Consider the following 17,655-nt stretch of genomic DNA (forward strand, 5'->3'; position numbering starts at 1 on the left):
GACCGTGTCGTTCCCGAGGACGCTGCTCGGTTCGGTGATCAGCCGGTCAGGTCGATTACGCAGTTGTCCACGGCGATGACGATCGGATCACCCGGCGAGATCCCGAGTTCGTCACTCGCTCGGGGGAAGCTCGTCTGGTTGCGGGCACCACCCGAGGAGGAGTACACGGCGCCGTCCCGCACGATCCACACATCCGAACGGGCGTCCATCTCGCCCAAGGCATCGAGAGTGGTCGCACCGAAATATGTCGTTCCGTTCTCATCGATCACCGTGCCGTTGGCGAGTTCGTGGCCGTCGGTCGTGAGGCCGGCGGCGACCAGGGCGACGAGTTCGGCGCTCGCCGGGGCGCACCGCGGGTCGGCGTAGGCCGTCGTGGCCGCGGGGGGTGGCGGAGCGGCCGGGGGAGTCGATGATGCGGCTGTGGGAGTTTCCGGGGGAGCCGGCGGACCGCTGCTCGGCTCGGCGGGCGGCGGCGCCACCGGAGCCGGTGCGACCACGCTGGTGGCCCGGGCGGGCGCGGCTTCCTCGGCTGCCGTGTCGTCGCTACCGATCAGGTAGCCGATGATGCCGAGTAGCACGAACGCGCCGAGACCGATCCCGGCCACGATCAGTATGTTCCGGTTCGCTCGTCCGCGCCGAGCGATATTCGCGTGCCGCTGTCGATCATCCACCGATATCCCCTGACTGATTGCGGGGCGCCGGCAGGCGCCTCCGGTGATCCCGAACGTCAATCGGCGCGCGGGCGTTTCGTGTTTCACCGGGCTTCACCTCCAACCCGGGGAGGGCGTCGAGGTCAGCCCAGGCGCGCGGGCGGCTGGAACTCCCGAACCTGCTCCACCGGTGCCGCGGCGGTTGCGGTGTCCCGCTTACCGGTCCGCGTGGCGGCCACCGCACCGGTCCAGTGGGTGTCGAGGGAGATCCGTGGGCGCAGCACCTCCGGTAACCACGGCAGCAGCGGATCCGGGGCACGGTCGACCACCCCGCCGACCGGATCGTCCAGATAGTCGTGGCGCACCAGATCCTGCTCGGGCCGGTAGATCTGCCGGACGATCAGCACACACAGTCCGATCACCGCGAGGTCGCGCAGCAGCACGGTCGCGGTGAACCACTGCTCCGGCAGGCCCTTACGGTCCTCGCCGAGGTAGTAGAACATGCGCGGCACCCACACCAGGGCGTCGATCGTCATCCACGCCAGCAGGAGCCGCCGGTGGGGTAGGGCCAGCACCGCGATCGGCACCAGCCACAGCGAGTACTGCGGGCTCCACACCTTGTTCGTCAGCAGGAACGCGGCGATGACCAGGAAGCACAGCTGGGCCAGCCGGGGCCGGCGCGGGGCGGTCAGGCCGATATAGGCGATACCGAGGCAGGCCGCCACGAACAGCAGCAGCGAGATCAGGTTGAGGACCGTGGGTGGTTCGCCGTGGCGCAGCGCACCGTCGAAGCCCGACCAGTCGGTGAATGACATCACCACGTTGTAGAGCGAATCGGGATCGGCGTGCCGCGTGGTGTTGAGCCGGAAGAATTCCCGCCACCCCTCCGGGTACAGCAGCGCGATCGGCAGATTGACCAGGAGCCAGGTGGCCGCGGCGCCGCCGCCGGTCAGCGCGGCCGCGCCGAGCGGGCGGGTGCCCAGCAACCGGATCCGCGCCGGCACCTCCGCGAGCCAGATGCGCAGCCCCGCGGCACTGTCGATATCGTGCAGCCGGGTCCCCTGATGCGCGCGGGGGATGCGCTGCATCGGATCGGCGCGCAGGCACAGCACCACGATCGGGCCCAGCAGCAGCAGGGGGTACAGCTTCGCCGCCCCACCCAATCCCAGCAGGACACCGGCCAGCAGTGGTCGCCGACGGGCCCATGCCAGCAGCCCCAGTGCGGCGAAGGCGGTCGCGAGGAAATCGAAATTGGTGAAGGCGTGCACGATCACCAACGGAGAACACGCCACCAGCGCCGCGTCCCAGATCCGGCGCCCGGACAGCAGTGCGGTCGCCCAGATGGTGACGAGCCAGGCGACCGAGAGACCAAGGGCCACCACATTGAAGTACAGCACCACCTGTAGGGCCCCCGGCAGCGGACTGGCGTCCCAGCTCTTGGCCACCAGCATGGACACGTACTGGTACATGCCCGACAGCACCGGATACTCCATATGCCGGACCTCGGTACCGCCGCCGGGTGTTTCCTCCACCCAGGACTTCTTGTACGGAAACGCGCCTTCGTTGAGCCGTTCGGCGCCGTACAGCGGCACGGTGTCCGAATAGCACATGGCCGTGTACTGCCGACCGTTGTTCCAGTCCAGGGTGAGCAGCCCGCCGGTGGTGGTGGTCTGCTGGATACATCCGGCCTTGGCGAACCAGCCGAACGCCAGGAAGATCACTGTGAACGCCAGCAGCACCCGTATCGGCGTCCAGAACCGGGCGCGCCCGATCAGTGCGTGATCGCCGACCGGGCCGCCCACGACCGTGCACAGCTGGGCGGTCATGGAATCGTTGCGGCTCGGCTTGTCGCGCGCGTCGGCGGAGCGGAGATCCCGGGCGAGCGGGGCGGGCGAATCGTAACCGGCTGTGGCGGCCCGACCGGTTCGCCCGTTTCCGGGACCTACACCGTCGTCCGGCCCACCCACCAGTCGCTGCTCGCTCACGGCACCCGAGGTTACCTGTTACCGGGGTCCCGGCCCGGACCGAGCCGGGACCCCGGACAGTGTTGCGGGTTTATCCGCCCGAGTCCGGACGGCTGTCGCCGCCGGTGTCGCCGCTGTCTCCACTGTCGCCGCCGGTGTCGGTGCCGCCGCCGGCGTCGGGCGCCTGGGTGACCGTGGGAGCCGTACTGGTCTGTCCGGCAGTGGGCTGCCCGGGTAGCGGACCTGCGCCGTTGCCCTGCGGCTGGTTCTGCGGTTGCTGCTGGCTCCGCGGGTTGGGCGCCACCCCGGGTACCGGGATGGTGATACCGGGCAGGATCTCGACCTGGCTCGGCTGGATCACCACCGGGGGCTCGAAGGTCGGCATCGTGGTGGAGGGCGCGGTGTAAGGGGCCGTCCACTTCGGCACACCGGCCTGACCCTTGATCGGCGCGGGTTTGGGGAACTTCTCGATGGGCGTGCCCTCGAGGGCGCCGTCCATCGTGGCCTTCCAGATATCCGACGGCAGACTCGAGCCGTAGATCATCGCGCCGCCGTAGTTGCGCAGCGGCGAGTTGTCGGTGGTGCCGACCCACACCGCGGTGGCCAGCGACGGCGTGTAACCCACCATCCACGCGTCCTTGTTCTCACCGGTGTCGCCCAGCTGCGCGGTACCGGTCTTGGCGGCCGAGGGGCGGCCGCCGGCGAGTCCGTGGTTGCGGGAGTAGCCGGCGATGGGTTCCATGGCCGCGGTGACATTGTCGGCGACGGCCTCGGAAACGCGCCGTTCCCCGGCCACGTCGCCGCGATCGAGCAGTACCGTGCCGTCCGCCGACACGACCTTGCTCACGAAATGCGGCTTGTGGTACATGCCCGAGGCGGCCAGTGTCGCGTACGCGGACGCCATGTCCAGCGGCCGGGCCTGGTACTGGCCGAGGACGATACCGTTGTTCGGTCCGGCCCCGCCCGGTTCGGTCAGCGTGGGGCCGAGACCCGGAAGTTCTTCCGGGATGCCCAGTTTGTGCCCCATATCGGCGATCTTCTGCGGGCCGTTCTGCATTTCCAGCTGCATCCGGTAGAAGCTGGTGTTCAGCGAACGTTTGAGCGCCTCGGCGATGGTGCAGACGCCGCACTGCTCACCCTCGACGTTGGTGATCTCGATACCGTTCACCGTGATCGGCGAGCTGTCGTACATCTGCGACAGCGGAACACCGTTCTCCAGGTTCTGCGCCAGGCCGATCACCTTGAACGAGGAACCGGTCTGCAGGGCGGCATTGGCGAAGTCGTAGCCGTAGCCGTCCTCGCCGCCGTAGTAGGCGCGTACCGCACCGGTTTTCGGATCGATCGAGGCCACCGCGGTGCGCAACTTGTCCGGTTCGCCCTCGAGGTTCTTGCGTGCGGCATCGACGGCGGCCTGTTGCGCCTTGGCATCGATGGTCGTGGTGATCTGCAGGCCGGAGGTGTTCAGCTGCTGTTCGCTGATCCCCGCTTCGGAGAGTTCGCGCAGCACCTGCGCTTTGACATGCCCCTCCGGGCCGGCGGCCTCGGTCGTTTCCCCGGCCTTGGCCGAGGAAACCACCTGCGGATAGGTCAGGCCGGTGCGTTCGCCACGGTCGAGATTGCCGCCGGCGACCATACCGTCGAGGACGTAATTCCAGCGGGTTTTCGCGCCTTCGGGGTTCGACTCGGGATCGAGCAGCGACGGCAGCTGAATGGTCGCGGCCAGTACCGCGCCCTCGGCCACGCTCAGTTCCTGCACCGGCTTGTCGAAATATGCCTTGGCCGCGGCATTGATGCCGTAGGCGCCGCGCCCGAAGTAGATGGTGTTCAGGTAGGCGGTGAGGATCTCGTCCTTGCTCCACTGCCGGGCCATCTTCGCCGAGATCACCAGCTCGTGCAGCTTACGGGTGAGGCTGCGTTCGTCACCGACCAGCGCGTTCTTCACATACTGCTGGGTGATCGTCGAACCACCACCGGCGCTTTCGCGTCCGAGCACGTTGTCGCGGGCGGCGCGGGCGAAGCCGGAGATCGAGAAACCGGGGTTGCTGTAGAAATCCCGGTCCTCGGCGGCGATGACCGCGTTGCGCACATGCGGCGGAATCTGATCGATCGTCACATCGGTGCGGTTGCCCTCCGGCGGCACCACCCGGGTGATCTCGGTTTCGCCGTCGGCCGCGAGAATCGTTGCGACCTGGTTGGTCTTGAGATCACCGGGTTCGGGCACCGACACCGTGGAATAGGCGATCAGGAACACCGTGCTCGGCACCACGATCGCCAGTGCGACCAGGACGTAGGCGATCCGGCGCGCGATCTTCCACCGGTTCTTGCGTTTCTGGGCCGGTCCGCGGCCGTCGGGGCCGCCGGGACCACCCGAGCGGCCGCCGGGCCGCCGCGGCGGCGGACCGCCCGCGGCTCCGGAGCGGGAGGGCCGGCCCTCCGGCGCGTCGGCTCGGCGCTCCCCGGTGTTCGGACCCGGACGAGCCGTTACGGGGCGCGGGCCGGTCGGGGTGCGTTCGCGGCGGGTGGTTTCGGCGGGCGCACCCGGTTGCGCCATCTTCGCGGTGCCCTGTTCACCGCGCGGCGCGCCCGGTTCCCCGGGGCGGCCCATGCGCTGGGTGGGCTGGTTCGGCGGCTGACCCTGCGGCGGGCGCCCGGGCGGCGGACCGGGACGCTGCGGCGGCTGCGGACCTCGCGAGGCACCGGGCATGCCACCGGTGTTCGGTCCCGGCCGGCGACCCTCGGGGCCGGGCCGGGGACCCGGCGCCGGCGGTCGTCCCGTGCCGCCCGGCCCGGGACGCGGCCCGTTCGGTCCCGGACGCGGTCCGCCTGCGGCGGGTCGCGGACCCGTCACCGGACCCGGTCGGGGCCCACCCGGTCCGGGGCGCGGCCCGCCCGGTGCCGGCGGCCGGCCGCCCGGTCCGGGGCGCGGTGCGTTCGCATTCGGTGCGGGACCACGGTTGGGTGCACCCGGTCGCTGCTGCGGCTCTCGACCCGGAAGCGGTCCGCGCTGGGTGCGACCACCGCGCGGGTCATCGCCGGGTGGGGGGTCGTAGGGCGAAGTCACTGACAAGGTCTCCAAAGCTCGTATCGGTCGGATGGGCTCGCTCCGCGGCGCCCCTGGGGGCTCGGCACGTGCACCATCGTCGGGCCGGGCGGTCTCATTCCGCGGCGGTGCGCCGGTTCACCCGGGAACCGGAACGCCGGCCCTGCGGCGTCTTCCCGAGCACATAGGACTGCACCAGATGATTCCAGCTGCATGTCCGGCACACCTCGACCACGTGAACCGAGAATTCCTCTCGGGTCTCGGCCAGGCGTACCAGCTCTTCCGGGCTGCGCGCGGAACCCGCGACCGGCCCCAGGCCGTCGCCGTAGACCCAGGATACGAGGGTGAGTTGTTCCTTCCGGCAGATAGGGCATGTGACCTCGCTCCCCCGACCGTGAAATTTGGCCGCACGCAGCAGGTAGGGATTGGCGTCACATACCTCGGCGACATCGACACGGCCCGCATAGACGTCAGCCAGCAGCGACTTGCGCCGGAGCGCATAGTCGACCACTTGCCGCTGTATTCGCACGCTCCCAGAGTAGCGGTGATGTAATGGCGCCGCCCACGGCCGCATTGGATTCGTACCTCTGTCGCGGCGGTTCGGTTCCGGTGCCGGCGGGCCGGGCCCGGCCCTCGCGGATTCTCCGCGTGCGGAGATGCGGCGGGGTCCCGGCGTCCGGTCGCGTCACTCCGGGCGCGATCGATTGGCGCATGTGTGCCATCCGGACCGTCGGTGCCCGTCCGGTTACCGCGGTATGAAGGGTGACCGTGGAAACCCACGCCAGAGCTGCTCACACCGTACGATTCGAGGGTGTCCACGGTGTTTCCCGGTCGTCTGCGCGCGCGTGATATCGACCGTGCCGAAACCGCGACCGTGCTCGACGGCGCGTACGCCGAGGGTCAGCTCGGCGCCGCCGAGTACCACGATCGCATCGCGCAGGCCCGGGCCGCGAAAACGCTCGGTGAGCTGTCCGAACTGGTCGCGGATCTGCAGACGCCCGACGCCCGGCGGGTGCGCGCCGGGCGTGGTGCCGCCGCGGCCGCCACGGCATCGGGATATCCGCCCGGCACCCGCGCCCGCACCGCCGACCGCGACGCCGCCGGTGCGGTACTGAGCCGCGCCTTCGGCGAGGGCCAGCTCGCCGAGGACGAGTACCGCGTCCGCGCCGAACTGCTCGCCGACGCGGTCACCCTCGACGATCTCGCCGAGCTCACCGCCGATCTCCAGGGCGCGCGGCCGGCACCCGTCCCGCCGCCGGCCCGGTCCGGCGGGCAGGGGCGGTACTTCGCGGTGATCGGTGCCGCCGCGCTCGCAGTCGCCTTCGGCACCTTCGCCCTCGTCCAGCGCGAGGCCGAGCCGGCCCCCGCCGTACCGCCCGTGGCCGCCGCGCCCGAGCCCGCCGCCCCGATGTCGTATGCCGCCCTGAACGAGGTCGAGCCGCTGGTCATCCCCACTCCGGATCTCGTGACCGAGGCCGGACTCGCCCACTTCGTCGACCACTACCGGACCGAATTCGGCGATACGGTCGCCGACGAGATCACGCTCTTCCCGGCCCATGCCCGGGTGACCCGCGCGCTGCCGGGGCAGCCGAACCGGAAGGTGACCTACACCTATACCGGCGGTTTCCACCAGGACAGCGATCCGACCACCCGTTCCGTCGATACGCCCACCGTCGACCTGGCAGCAGTGGACACCGCCGCCATCGGTGCGGCCGCCGGCACGGCCGCGGCCACTGCCCGGGTGCCCGACGGGGTGGTCTCGATGATCGAACTCGATGTCCAGTCCTCCGACCCGCTCGAGGGCCGGCCGGCGGTGAGTATCCATGTGGGCAACACCTTCGACGAATCCGGTTGGTTCGTCCTCAGCCCCGCCGGTGAGGTGCTGAGGGTGTGGCCTTTCGACGGCTAGAGGAAGCGACCGTGGCGAGAAGAGAACAGGTCCGGGCACGTGACAGCGACCGGGTGGAGGTGTGCGCGCTGCTGGACGCCGCGTCCGCGGACGGCCAGCTCTCCGACGCGGAGCACACCGCGCGTACCCGGTCGGCGATGCGGGCGAAATACACCGCCGACCTGGACGCGCTCATCGCGGACCTGCAGGTCCCGGGCGAACTCGCCGATGCCGCGATCCTGAACCGCGACCGGCCGGCGCGGCCCTGGTGGGTACCTGCCGCCCTGCTGACGGCGGCCGCGGTACTCGGCGCGGTGGTGGGCCTCGCCCTGCCCGACGAGTCCGCGAGCGCGGGTGAGGCCGCCACCGAGGCGGCGGCCGAGGAGGCCGCCGCCGATCTGGCCACCGGCGGCGGCCTGGCCCTCTTCGTCGACAGCTATCGCCGCGAGTTCGGTGACACGATCATCGACACGGCGACGATCTTCTCCGATCGCATCCTCGTCCAGCGCCTGGACCGGGGTGAGGAGAAGGTTTACGAGTTCGACGGCTCGGAGTTCACCACCGAGACCTCGAGCCTGTCGAGCTATTCGGAGGGCCGCCCGATCGATCTCGCCGATATCGACCTGCCCGTCGTGGCGGCGGTACTGGCCGGTGCGCCGGCGACGGTGAAGCTGGCCGGCGGGCGGGTCGGTCATATCGGTATCGGCTACGAGCTCATCGCGCCCGAGGCCGCCGCGCCGGTGATCGAAATCTACGTCGGTGACGGGGGCGATCACACCGGAACGGTGCAGCTCTCCCTCGACGGAACGCCGCGGGAAGTCCACCCGGCCGACTGACCGGACCCGCCCGGCCGCTGTAGAGATCTGCTCTCACCTGCGCTGATGCATTGCTGTTCGCGCTGAACTATGCGTGGTTATATCGCTCCGATATAGTGGGTAATCGCATCCATTGGTTAGGTCTGTACGGAAGTCAGGGGGTGAAGCCCGTTGCTCGAACTGGCAATCCTCGGGCTGCTCCTGGAATCGCCCATGCACGGCTACGAGCTGAAGAAGCGGCTCACCGGTCTGCTCGGGGCGTTTCGGGCTTTTTCCTACGGGTCGCTGTATCCGACCTTGAAGCGCATGCGGGCGGATGGACTGATCGCGGAGGAAGTACCCGAGGGACTGTCCACGACTCGCCGGGCCCGGCGGGTCTACCAGCTGACCCCGGCGGGCCGGGAGCGTTTCAACGACCTCCTGGCCGATACGGGTCCGCAGAACTACACCGATGACGGCTTCGGCGTTCACCTCGCCTTCTTCAGCCGCACCCCCGCCGAAGCGCGGATGCGGATCCTGGAGGGCAGGCGGCGTCAGGTCGAGGAGCGCCGAGAGGGGCTGCGGGAAGCGATCAAGAAGGCGAGCGGATCGCTGGATCGCTACACCCGCCAACTCCATCAACTCGGACTCGAATCAAGCGAGCGCGAAGTGCGCTGGCTCAACGAGTTGATTGCGGCGGAGCAATCGACGAAGGCGGCACCACAGAAAGAGGGAAATACCGGCCATGAGTAGTGGAGACACCAACAAGTCCAGTGTTCGCGTCGCCATCGTAGGTGTGGGCAACTGCGCCTCTTCGCTCATCCAGGGCGTCGAGTACTACCGGGATGCCGACGATTCCACGACGGTGCCCGGACTGATGCACGTGCGGTTCGGCGAATACCACGTGCGGGACGTGCAGTTCGTGGCCGCCTTCGACGTGGACGCCAAGAAGGTCGGCTTCGACCTGTCCGAGGCGATCTTCGCCAGCGAGAACAACACCATCAAGATCTCCGACGTGCCGCCGCTGGGCGTCACTGTCCAGCGCGGCCCCACCCTCGACGGCATCGGCAAGTACTACGCCGAAACCATCGAACTCGCCGAGTCCGAACCGGTCGACGTGGTCAAGGCGCTGAAGGACGCCGAGGCGGACGTCCTGGTCTCGTACCTGCCGGTCGGGTCCGAGGAAGCCGACAAGTTCTACGCCCAGTGCGCGATCGACGCCGGTGTGGCGTTCGTCAACGCGCTGCCGGTGTTCATCGCCTCGGACCCGGAATGGGCCGAGAAGTTCCGCGCCGCGGGTGTGCCGATCGTCGGTGACGACATCAAGAGCCAGGTCGGTGCCACCATCACCCACCGCGTGATGGCGAAACTGTTCGAGGACCGCGGTGTCCAGCTCGACCGGACCATGCAGCTGAACGTCGGCGGCAACATGGACTTCAAGAACATGCTCGAGCGCGAACGCCTGGAATCGAAGAAGATCTCCAAGACCCAGGCCGTCACCAGCAACCTGAAGAAGGAGATGGGCGCCGGCGATGTCCACATCGGCCCCTCCGATCACGTCGGCTGGCTCGACGACCGCAAATGGGCTTACGTCCGCCTCGAGGGCCGCGCCTTCGGCGATGTGCCGCTGAACCTGGAGTACAAGCTCGAGGTGTGGGACTCGCCCAACTCGGCCGGCATCATCATCGACGCGGTCCGCGCCGCGAAGATCGCCAAGGACCGCGGTATCGGCGGACCGGTGATCCCGGCGTCGGCGTACCTGATGAAGTCCCCGCCCCAGCAGCTGGCCGACGATATCGCCCGCACCCAGCTCGAAGCCTTCATCATCGACGCGTAACCGAGGTGTGAACAGGAGGCCGCCGCGAATCGAGTGTTCGCGGCGGCCGCTTCTGTTCCGGGGCCGGTCGGCGGCTGTGGGGGTGGGCTCATCGCCGGGGGCGTGACGCGAGGCAGGCGTGGAGGGCGGGCCCCAGATAGCCGACGACCTGCGGTCGGGTCATGCCGGCGATCGGTTCGACGCGTGCGACGTAGCGAGTGAGGAAGAGCCCGGCGATGACCGTCGCGGCGGCACCTGCTCGCGCCGTGGCGTCCCGGCCGGTCAGCGTTCCGGCGATCTGGGCGATGACTTGGTGTTCCAGGTAGTCGCGGAAGGCGTCTCGGGTCGTGGGGTCCGTCTGGATGGCGGACAGCAGCCGACGGGAATGCTCCTGGACCGAAGGCGAGTCCCACGTTGTGAGCAGTGCATTCAGTAGCCGTGGGGCAAGGTGTTCCGGCCCCGCGCCGGTCGCGTGCTCGACGAGTTCGCCCGGGCTGGCGAGCAGGTCCATAACAGCAGTGAAAAGGCCCTCTTTGCTGCCGAAGTAGTAATTCACCAAAGCGTGGTCGACTCCCGCGTGTCCGGCGATGCCGCGGATTGTGGTCCGGCTGAACCCGTCGCGCAGAAATAGCTCCTCTGCTGCATCGATGAGGCGCTGACGGGCATTCGATCCGCCCGCCGGCCGGCCGCGCCGGTTATTCACCACGATTGCCAGTATGCCTGTCGTCGCAGAGCATGGGCCGCACCTTGCCAGAAAGGATTATCTATATGGCCCACACCAGGCTTCGACGAGTGTGCATAGTCGGCGGCGGACCGGCCGGCATGATGGCCGGTGTCTTGCTCGCCCGCTCGGGGATCGAGGTCGTCGTTGTCGAGAAACACGCCGACTTCCACCGTGATTTCCGTGGCGACACCATTCATCCGTCGACGTTGGAGATCATCCGAGAGCTGGGATGGCTCGAGGATTTCCTTCGTCTTCCGCACAACCGCATGCCTACGGTCGACGTGGCTTTCGGCGACAGCCGTATCACTGTCGCCGACTTCGGTCGCCTGCCTGTGCACTGCCGGTTCATCGCCTTCGTCCCGCAATGGGACTTCCTGTCGTTTCTCGCCGATAAGGCTCGTGATCTCGACAGCTTCACGCTTCAGCGCGAGACCGAAGTGACCGACTTGCTGGTGCGCGAAGAAACCGTGGTCGGTGTTGTCGCCCGGCAGGGTGCGGACACGGTCGAGATTCCAGCGGATCTGGTGATCGGTGCCGACGGTCGGCATTCGATCACCCGCCGTCTCGCCGGGCTACGGCAGTCGGAGTCGGCGGCGCCGATCGATGTTTTCTGGCTCCAAATCCCCAGAGAGAGCCGCGAGAAGATGCCGTTGTTCACGGGTGGGCACGGATCGCTGATCTCCATCGATCGCGGCGACAACTGGCAGTTGGCCTACGCTTTTCCACGCGGAACAGGCCGGATACTGCGCGCACAGGGTCTGGACGCGCTGCGGTCACGGATCGCCGGTCTTCAGCCCGCCTACGCCGGCCGACTCGATGCGATCACCGACTGGAGCGATGTGCATCAGCTCACCGTCACCGTCGACAGACTGCGCCAGTGGCATAGGCCGGGCCTGTTGTGTATCGGCGATGCCGCCCACGCCATGTCACCGGCCGGTGGCGTCGGGATCAACCTCGCCGTACAAGACGCGGTGGCCACGGCGAATATCCTCGCCCCGGTCCTGTGGGACCGAACCCCGACCCCGGCCGACCTCGACCGGGTACGCCGCCGCCGCGCATGGCCCGCTCGTATCACCCAGATTTTCCAGACCCACCTGATCGCCGGCCTCTACCGCGACACCGCCGACCAGGCGCTGCGACCGCCGTTCATGCTCCGGCTCTCGGCCCGGGTTCCGGCTCTCCGGCACCTCGCCGGACGGTTCATCGGCCTGGGGGTGCGACCTGAACATCCGAATTCCGGCCATCGGTGACCGAGCCGCACAACATATTGTCGACCCGAACCGGCCGTGACCGTCCCCGCCGGGGAGCCGAGGGTCGCCTGCCGCGCGCTCGGCTCGACTTCGGCCCGAGCCGGCATTCAGTCCAGGGAGACGTAGACCTCCACCGATGTGGGTCCGGTATAGCGTTCCAGTTCGGCGGTGTGGGAGCGGGTTATCGTGCCCGCCTTCTCCGCTTCCCGGACTCGCGCCCACGCCGTGCGGAGCAGGTCGTAGGGCTTCTCGGTGACGACGAATTTCGCGTAGCGGCCGGTGGGAACCCGGGTGAGGACATCGCCCGGATCCAGGTCGGTCATCTTCTTGATCTCGTAGCCGAGTACGGCCACCGCGTGATCCCCTTGGCCGATATAGGCGGCGACCCGGGGGACGTTCTTCTCGCGGCCGAGGTACCGGTCCCAGGTGAAGTTCACCAGGTCGAGGTCGCGGGCGGTCACCTCCCGGCCGGCCAGCGGGATGGTGAGCCCGGCCACCAGGCTTTCGTCGAGTTCGACAATTTCGAAATCCACAGCTGCTTCCTACCTGCTCGCCGCATCGTCTGCCGCCATTGCCACGAACACTTCCACCGTGTGCTCGTCGGGGTAGCGCTCGTAGTCACCGGTATAGGAGCGGACCAGCCGACCGGCGGCCTCCGCATCCCAGATCGCCCGCCACAGGGTCACGATCGTCTCGCCGAGGTCGTCGCCGCTGAGGGTGAAGCGGGCGTAGCGGCCGGCGGGGATACGGGCGAGGACATCGCCGGGTAGCAGATCGTCGAGGCTGTGACAGCGGTAGCCGATGATATGGGTGAGGTAGGAATTGATCTCCGGGGCATGATCGACGAAGGCGCTGGCGGGGTGGCCGGGTAACGATCGGGCCAGTGTGGTTTTCCAGGCTTCTTCGACTCTCGTGCGGCGCGGTCCTTCCACGGCCAGTGCCGGGCTGCGTAGCACCATTCCCGCCACCAGCGTTTCCGGGCGGTCAACGACATTGAATTCCACCGGCGTAGCCCCTATGTCTCGTCATACGTCGTCGCTCCAGCGCATATCCTCCCGCACGCCCGTCCCGGCCCGGGCGTCGGCCCGTGCCGGTCGGTCGGATGGGCGACATCTCACTCTGGCCAACGATGCTGCCATGCCGACCGTTCCTTCGGTGGGATCACGACCGGAATCCGTCGGTCACGGTACGGGTATCGTTACGCCGGGAAGGATTTCGACGACGCGCGGGGCCGGCGGCGGAGGTGCCACCGGTGGTGCGGGCGCTTCGGCCGGAGGAGGCGCGGGCGCCTGGGGTTCCGATTCGTATTCGGGCTCGGGGACATACGGTTCGGCGGCCGGGGGGATGACGATGAAGGGTTGCTGCTGCGTCGGTTGCTGCTGCGGCTCCGGCTGCTGCGGGGGCGGCGGGTTGAGGATGTCGTACGGGTTGCGGGAGGGCTGCTGGGGTGCGGCCGGGACGACCGGTGAGGGGTTCGGGGCCGGTGCCCCGATCTGCTCGGCCGGAGTGTCGGCCAGGGCGCCGTCCATGGTCTGTTTCCAGATATCGGAGGGCAGCCCGGAACCGTAGATCCGGCCACCGCCGGCGGTGACGATCGGAAGGTTCGACTCGGTGCCGACCCAGACCGCGGTGGACAGCGACGGTGTGAAACCGACCATCCAGGCGTCCTTGTTCTGGCCGGTATCGCCCAACTGGGTGGTGCCCGTCTTGGCGGCGGAGGGGCGCCCGCTCAGCGAGTGGCCGTTGGAATACGAGGCGATGGGCAACATGGCCGTGGCGGTCTGCGCGGCGATGGTCTGCGGTATCCGCTGCTCCGACGGTGGCAGCTGGGCGCCGGTGCGCTGCCCCGGATCGCCGCCGCGGTCCAGCAGGACGCGGCCGTCCCCGCGGACCACGCGCTGTACGAAGTACGGCTGGTGGTAGCGGCCTGCACCGGCGATGGTGGCGTAGGCCGAAGCCATATCGAACGGCCGCACCAGATAGGTACCGAGCACGATGGAGGGCATGGGCGGCGCACCCATCTCGGTGAGCGACTGTCCCGGGACGCCGGGGATGTCCTGCGGGATCCCGGCCTGGTGGGCGGCGTCTGCGATGGCCTGGGGACCGTTGTGCATGGCGAGGGTGAGCCGGTAGAAGCTGGTGTTGAGCGAGCGTTTGAAGGCCTCGCTCACACTGCAGACACCGCAGGATTCGTTCTCGACGTTGCGCACCAGCACCCCGTTGACGTCCACAGGGGCGCTGTCGAACGCCCGGGACAGCGGGATGCCCTGCTGAAGCGCCGCGAGTACCGCGAACGTTTTGAACGCCGACCCCGTCTGTACCGGTGCCTGGGCGAAATCGTATCCGATACCGTCGGCGCCGCCGTAGTAGGCGCGAACCGCGCCGGAGCGCGGATCGATCGAGGTCACCGCGGTCCGCAATTCCGGTGGCTGGCCCCCGAGTGCACCGGTCGCGGCGGCCGTCGCGGCCTGCTGGGCCTTGGCGTCGATGGTGGTGGTGATCTGCAGTGCGCCGGTGTTCAGCTCCTCGTCGGAGATTCCCGCGTCGGCCAGTTCACGGAGCACCTGGGTCTTGATATGCCCTTCCGGTCCGCGGGTGGTGTTGACGTCCTCGGGGGCGGGCGGCGGGAGTGTCGGCGGGAACACGATCGCGCCCCGTTCCCCCGGGGCGAGCGTGTCCATCTCGACCATTCCGTTGAGCACCCAGTTCCAGCGTTGCAGCAGCTGGGGCAGCCGGGTCTGCGGGTCCAGCGCGGAGGGTGAACGGATGAGCGCGGCCAGGACCGCACCCTCGGCGACGGTCAGCTCGGCAACCGGTTTACCGAAGTAGGCCTGGGCGGCGGCGGCGATCCCGTAGGCGCCGCGACCGAAGTAGATGGTGTTCAGGTAGGCGCCGAGGATATCGTCCTTGCTCCACTCCTTGGCCATCTTCGAAGAGATGATCAGCTCGTGCATCTTGCGGCTGACCGTGCGCTCGGAGCCCAGAAACGCGTTCTTCACGTACTGCTGGGTGATGGTGGAACCGCCACCGGCGTTCGCCCGGCCCAGCACATTGTCGCGGACCGCGCGCAGCAGACCCGACGCCGAGAAGCCCGGGTTGCTGTAGAAGTTGCGGTCCTCCGCGGAGAGGACCGCCTCGCGGACGTGCTCGGGCACATCCGACAGCGGTACGGGCGTACGGTTGCCCTCGGGCGGCACCACCTTCGCCAGCACGGTGGAGCCGTCGGCGGCCGTGATGGTCGCGGTCTGGTTGATCGGTACCGTCCCGGCGGCCGGAATTTCCGCACTCCAGTACACCAGGGCGATCAGCAGCGTCGGGATGGCGATCAGGATGGTGAACAGCCACAGCACCAGCTGCCGGATACGCTGGCCGCGGGTCCGGTGTGGGCGGATATAGGTGGGTGGCCGGGGCGGACGGGGACGCGGCCCGGGATCGTCGAGCTCTTTCCAACCGGCTATCGAGGGGTACTGCGGTGGCTGGGGTGTGTTGCGGCCACGTCGAGAACGGAACGAGCTCACGATCATCTCCTCTCGGAGCGTCGGAAAAACTCAGGCGCACCACCGCCAGACCTCAGGATACCCAGAGATCAGCTTTTGACTCCGCCCGCCGTGAGTCCGGAGATGATGCGTCGCTGGAAAATCAGTACCAGGATCACCAGCGGCACGGTTACCAGCGTGCCCGCCGCCATGATCGCACCGTACGGGGGGACCAGCGGATTGTTCCCGGAGAACCGGGCGATGGCAACCGTCACCGGTTCCGTTTCGCTACCGGAGAGTACCCGGGCGAGCAGATACTCGTTGACCGCCGCGATGAACGCCAGGATCGCGGTGGTGAACACGGCCGGCGCGGCCAACGGCAGCATCACCAGCCGGAACGCTTGCACCTTGGTGGCGCCGTCGATCCGGGCCGCCTCCTCGAGTTCCCACGGCAGTTCGGCGAAGAACGAGGCCAGGATGTACACCGTCAGCGGCAGCACGAAGGAGATGTTCGGCAGGATCAACGCCTGGTACCTGCCGATCCAGCCGATCTCGGTGAACAGCTGGAACAGCGGGGTCACCAGGACGACCACGGGGAACATCGACGCGCTCAGGATCACGCCGGACACCAGGTAGCGGCCCTTGAAGGTGAGCCGGGCCAGCGCATATGCCGCCATGATCCCGATGACCAGCGCGATCGCGGTACTGGCCGCGCCGATGATCACGCTGTTGAGCAGCGCGTGAGCGAAATTGTTACCGCGGCTGGTGTCGAACGCGTCCCGGAAGTTGTCCAGGGTGATGTGCGTGGGCCACGGAGTGGGATCGAAGGTGTGGGCGGGATCGCGGAAGGCGGTCACCGCCATCCAGTAGAACGGGCCCAGCCCCCACACGAGCACGATCAGGGCGCCCACGTAGATGCGGGCCGAGCCGAGCCTGCGCCGCCACGACGACGCGGGGGTGGTACCGATTTGCTGAGTTGTCACCGCGGCCATCACGCCTTCCGCTGTTCTTCCTGCGTCCGCACCGCGTTCGCGCCCAATATCTTCACCAGTACGAACGCCGCCGCGAAGATCAACAAGAAGGTGATCGTCGACAGTGCGGCCGCACTGTTGGGTCCCTGCCGCGTCTGCTCGACGACCAGGACCGACAGCGTCCGGGTGGCCGGGAGATTATTGGTCATGATGGCGGGCAGGTCGTACATGCGCAGCGCGTCCATGGTGCGGAACAGCACCGCGACCAGCAGCGCCGGTTTGAGCAGCGGCATGGTGATCTGGGTGAACCGCTGCCAGGCCGAGGCGCCGTCCACCCGGGCCGCCTCGTAGACGTCGTCGGGGATGATCTGCAGGCCGGCCAGCAGCAGCAGCGCCACGAACGGCGCGGTCTTCCACACATCGGCGGCGATCACCGCGAAACGGGCCGGCCACGCGTCGGAGGTCCACAGGATCTCGGTGCCGAACACGGTGTTGACCACACCGTCGTACTGGAACATGAACTCCCAGAGCCGGGCCGTCACCGCGGTCGGGATCGCCCACGGGATCAGCACCGCCGCGCGCAGCAGCGCCCGGCCCTTGAAGGTCTTGCCCATGACGATGGCCATACCGAGCCCGATCGCCACCTCCAGCGTCACCGTGACAACCGCGAAGAACAGCGTGACGCCGACGGCCCCCCAGAACTCGGCGCCCAGATTACCGGTGGGGCATTCGGTGACGCCGCCGGTGATGACCTGGCATTGGCCGAGGATCCAGTGCAGGTAGTTGTAGAAGGTGCTTTCGCCGCTGTCGACGAAGCGGCCGGTCGTCTCGTCGAGCCGATCGTCGTAGGTGAACGACATCCACAGCGCCCGCAGCACCGGATAACCGATCACCACGGTGAGCGCTATCAGCACCGGCGCGACGAACAGCCACGCCCGGCCCGACATACGGACTTCGTCGCGAAGCCTGCTGGACGTCCCGCGATCGTCGGTCGCGTTCGCGGGCTTTACTGTACGGACCGACGCCTGCGCGTCCGTTCCGGAAGGATCCGACACCGTTACTCTCTCCTACGGGCTCGCCGG

The 17,655-nt window shown here is 68.3% G+C and carries 15 protein-coding genes; 5 read left to right on the plus strand and 10 right to left on the minus strand.

Annotated elements, in window-relative coordinates; translation table 11 throughout:
• Positions 1 to 38: 38 nt before the first annotated feature.
• The 4 genes from NF4_RS38425 to NF4_RS03540 form a co-directional block, all read right to left on the minus strand.
• Positions 39 to 605 (minus strand): DUF2510 domain-containing protein, encoded by a 567-nt coding sequence (locus NF4_RS38425; RefSeq protein WP_198165203.1) that lies wholly within the window; start codon positions 603 to 605, stop codon positions 39 to 41.
• A 188-nt stretch (positions 606 to 793) separates the two neighbouring features.
• On the minus strand, positions 794 to 2,635 hold the full coding sequence (locus tag NF4_RS03525) for a glycosyltransferase family 87 protein (RefSeq protein ID WP_232330297.1): 1,842 nt from the start codon (positions 2,633 to 2,635) through the stop codon (positions 794 to 796).
• Positions 2,636 to 2,705: 70 nt separating this feature from the next.
• Positions 2,706 to 5,318: a transglycosylase domain-containing protein gene (locus NF4_RS03530; protein WP_232330298.1), complete on the minus strand. Its 2,613-nt coding sequence runs from the start codon at positions 5,316 to 5,318 to the stop codon at positions 2,706 to 2,708.
• 451 nt (positions 5,319 to 5,769) lie between these two features.
• Positions 5,770 to 6,183 carry a DUF5318 domain-containing protein gene (locus tag NF4_RS03540; protein WP_174372459.1) on the minus strand — a complete coding sequence of 138 codons (414 nt, stop codon included), beginning with the start codon at positions 6,181 to 6,183 and terminating at the stop codon, positions 5,770 to 5,772.
• A gap of 282 nt (positions 6,184 to 6,465) precedes the next feature.
• Between NF4_RS03540 and NF4_RS38430 the strand changes: the two genes are divergently transcribed.
• From NF4_RS38430 to NF4_RS03560, 4 genes are all read left to right on the plus strand, one after another.
• Positions 6,466 to 7,563, plus strand: coding sequence for a DUF1707 SHOCT-like domain-containing protein (locus NF4_RS38430; RefSeq protein WP_063125858.1), 1,098 nt, complete (start codon positions 6,466 to 6,468; stop codon positions 7,561 to 7,563).
• Positions 7,564 to 7,574: 11 nt separating this feature from the next.
• A complete protein-coding gene (locus tag NF4_RS03550; protein ID WP_198165204.1) occupies positions 7,575 to 8,378 on the plus strand; it encodes a DUF1707 SHOCT-like domain-containing protein in 804 nt (267 codons plus the stop codon).
• A 150-nt stretch (positions 8,379 to 8,528) separates the two neighbouring features.
• Positions 8,529 to 9,089: a PadR family transcriptional regulator gene (locus NF4_RS03555; RefSeq protein ID WP_063125860.1), complete on the plus strand. Its 561-nt coding sequence runs from the start codon at positions 8,529 to 8,531 to the stop codon at positions 9,087 to 9,089.
• Positions 9,082 to 10,173, plus strand: coding sequence for an inositol-3-phosphate synthase (locus NF4_RS03560; RefSeq protein WP_063125861.1), 1,092 nt, complete (start codon positions 9,082 to 9,084; stop codon positions 10,171 to 10,173). Before NF4_RS03555 ends, NF4_RS03560 begins: the two co-directional genes overlap by 8 nt.
• 88 nt (positions 10,174 to 10,261) lie before the next feature.
• On the opposite strand, the gene NF4_RS03565 is transcribed toward NF4_RS03560, so the two are convergent.
• Complete coding sequence (locus tag NF4_RS03565; RefSeq protein ID WP_063125862.1) at positions 10,262 to 10,858, minus strand: TetR/AcrR family transcriptional regulator; 597 nt, start codon at positions 10,856 to 10,858, stop codon at positions 10,262 to 10,264.
• 119 nt (positions 10,859 to 10,977) lie between these two features.
• Between NF4_RS03565 and NF4_RS03570 the strand changes: the two genes are divergently transcribed.
• Positions 10,978 to 12,126, plus strand: coding sequence for an FAD-dependent oxidoreductase (locus NF4_RS03570; protein WP_232330303.1), 1,149 nt, complete (start codon positions 10,978 to 10,980; stop codon positions 12,124 to 12,126).
• A gap of 107 nt (positions 12,127 to 12,233) precedes the next feature.
• On the opposite strand, the gene NF4_RS03575 is transcribed toward NF4_RS03570, so the two are convergent.
• The 5 genes from NF4_RS03575 to NF4_RS03595 form a co-directional block, all read right to left on the minus strand.
• On the minus strand, positions 12,234 to 12,659 hold the full coding sequence (locus NF4_RS03575) for a GyrI-like domain-containing protein (protein ID WP_030524569.1): 426 nt from the start codon (positions 12,657 to 12,659) through the stop codon (positions 12,234 to 12,236).
• Between the two features lie 9 nt (positions 12,660 to 12,668).
• Positions 12,669 to 13,130, minus strand: coding sequence for a GyrI-like domain-containing protein (locus NF4_RS03580; protein ID WP_030524570.1), 462 nt, complete (start codon positions 13,128 to 13,130; stop codon positions 12,669 to 12,671).
• A gap of 177 nt (positions 13,131 to 13,307) precedes the next feature.
• A complete protein-coding gene (locus NF4_RS03585; protein ID WP_063125864.1) occupies positions 13,308 to 15,650 on the minus strand; it encodes a transglycosylase domain-containing protein in 2,343 nt (780 codons plus the stop codon).
• 62 nt (positions 15,651 to 15,712) lie between these two features.
• Positions 15,713 to 16,594 carry a carbohydrate ABC transporter permease gene (locus NF4_RS03590; protein WP_063125865.1) on the minus strand — a complete coding sequence of 294 codons (882 nt, stop codon included), beginning with the start codon at positions 16,592 to 16,594 and terminating at the stop codon, positions 15,713 to 15,715.
• A complete protein-coding gene (locus tag NF4_RS03595) occupies positions 16,594 to 17,628 on the minus strand; it encodes a carbohydrate ABC transporter permease (RefSeq protein ID WP_396966787.1) in 1,035 nt (344 codons plus the stop codon). Before NF4_RS03595 ends, NF4_RS03590 begins: the two co-directional genes overlap by 1 nt.
• Positions 17,629 to 17,655 lie beyond the last annotated feature (27 nt).

It is taken from the genome of Nocardia fusca NBRC 14340 (genome assembly GCF_001618425.1).
Taxonomy (GTDB): Bacteria; Actinomycetota; Actinomycetes; order Mycobacteriales; family Mycobacteriaceae; genus Nocardia; species Nocardia fusca.

Coding starts and splice junctions, on each gene's coding strand:
- NF4_RS03530 (WP_232330298.1), bottom strand. CDS start 5,318: ATGCCCGGTGCCTCGCGAGGTCCGCAGCCGCCGCAGCGTCCCGGTCCG.
- NF4_RS03590 (WP_063125865.1), bottom strand. CDS start 16,594: ATGGCCGCGGTGACAACTCAGCAAATCGGTACCACCCCCGCGTCGTCG.
- NF4_RS03585 (WP_063125864.1), bottom strand. CDS start 15,650: ATGATCGTGAGCTCGTTCCGTTCTCGACGTGGCCGCAACACACCCCAG.
- NF4_RS03570 (WP_232330303.1), top strand. CDS start 10,978: ATGGCCGGTGTCTTGCTCGCCCGCTCGGGGATCGAGGTCGTCGTTGTC.
- NF4_RS03560 (WP_063125861.1), top strand. CDS start 9,082: ATGAGTAGTGGAGACACCAACAAGTCCAGTGTTCGCGTCGCCATCGTA.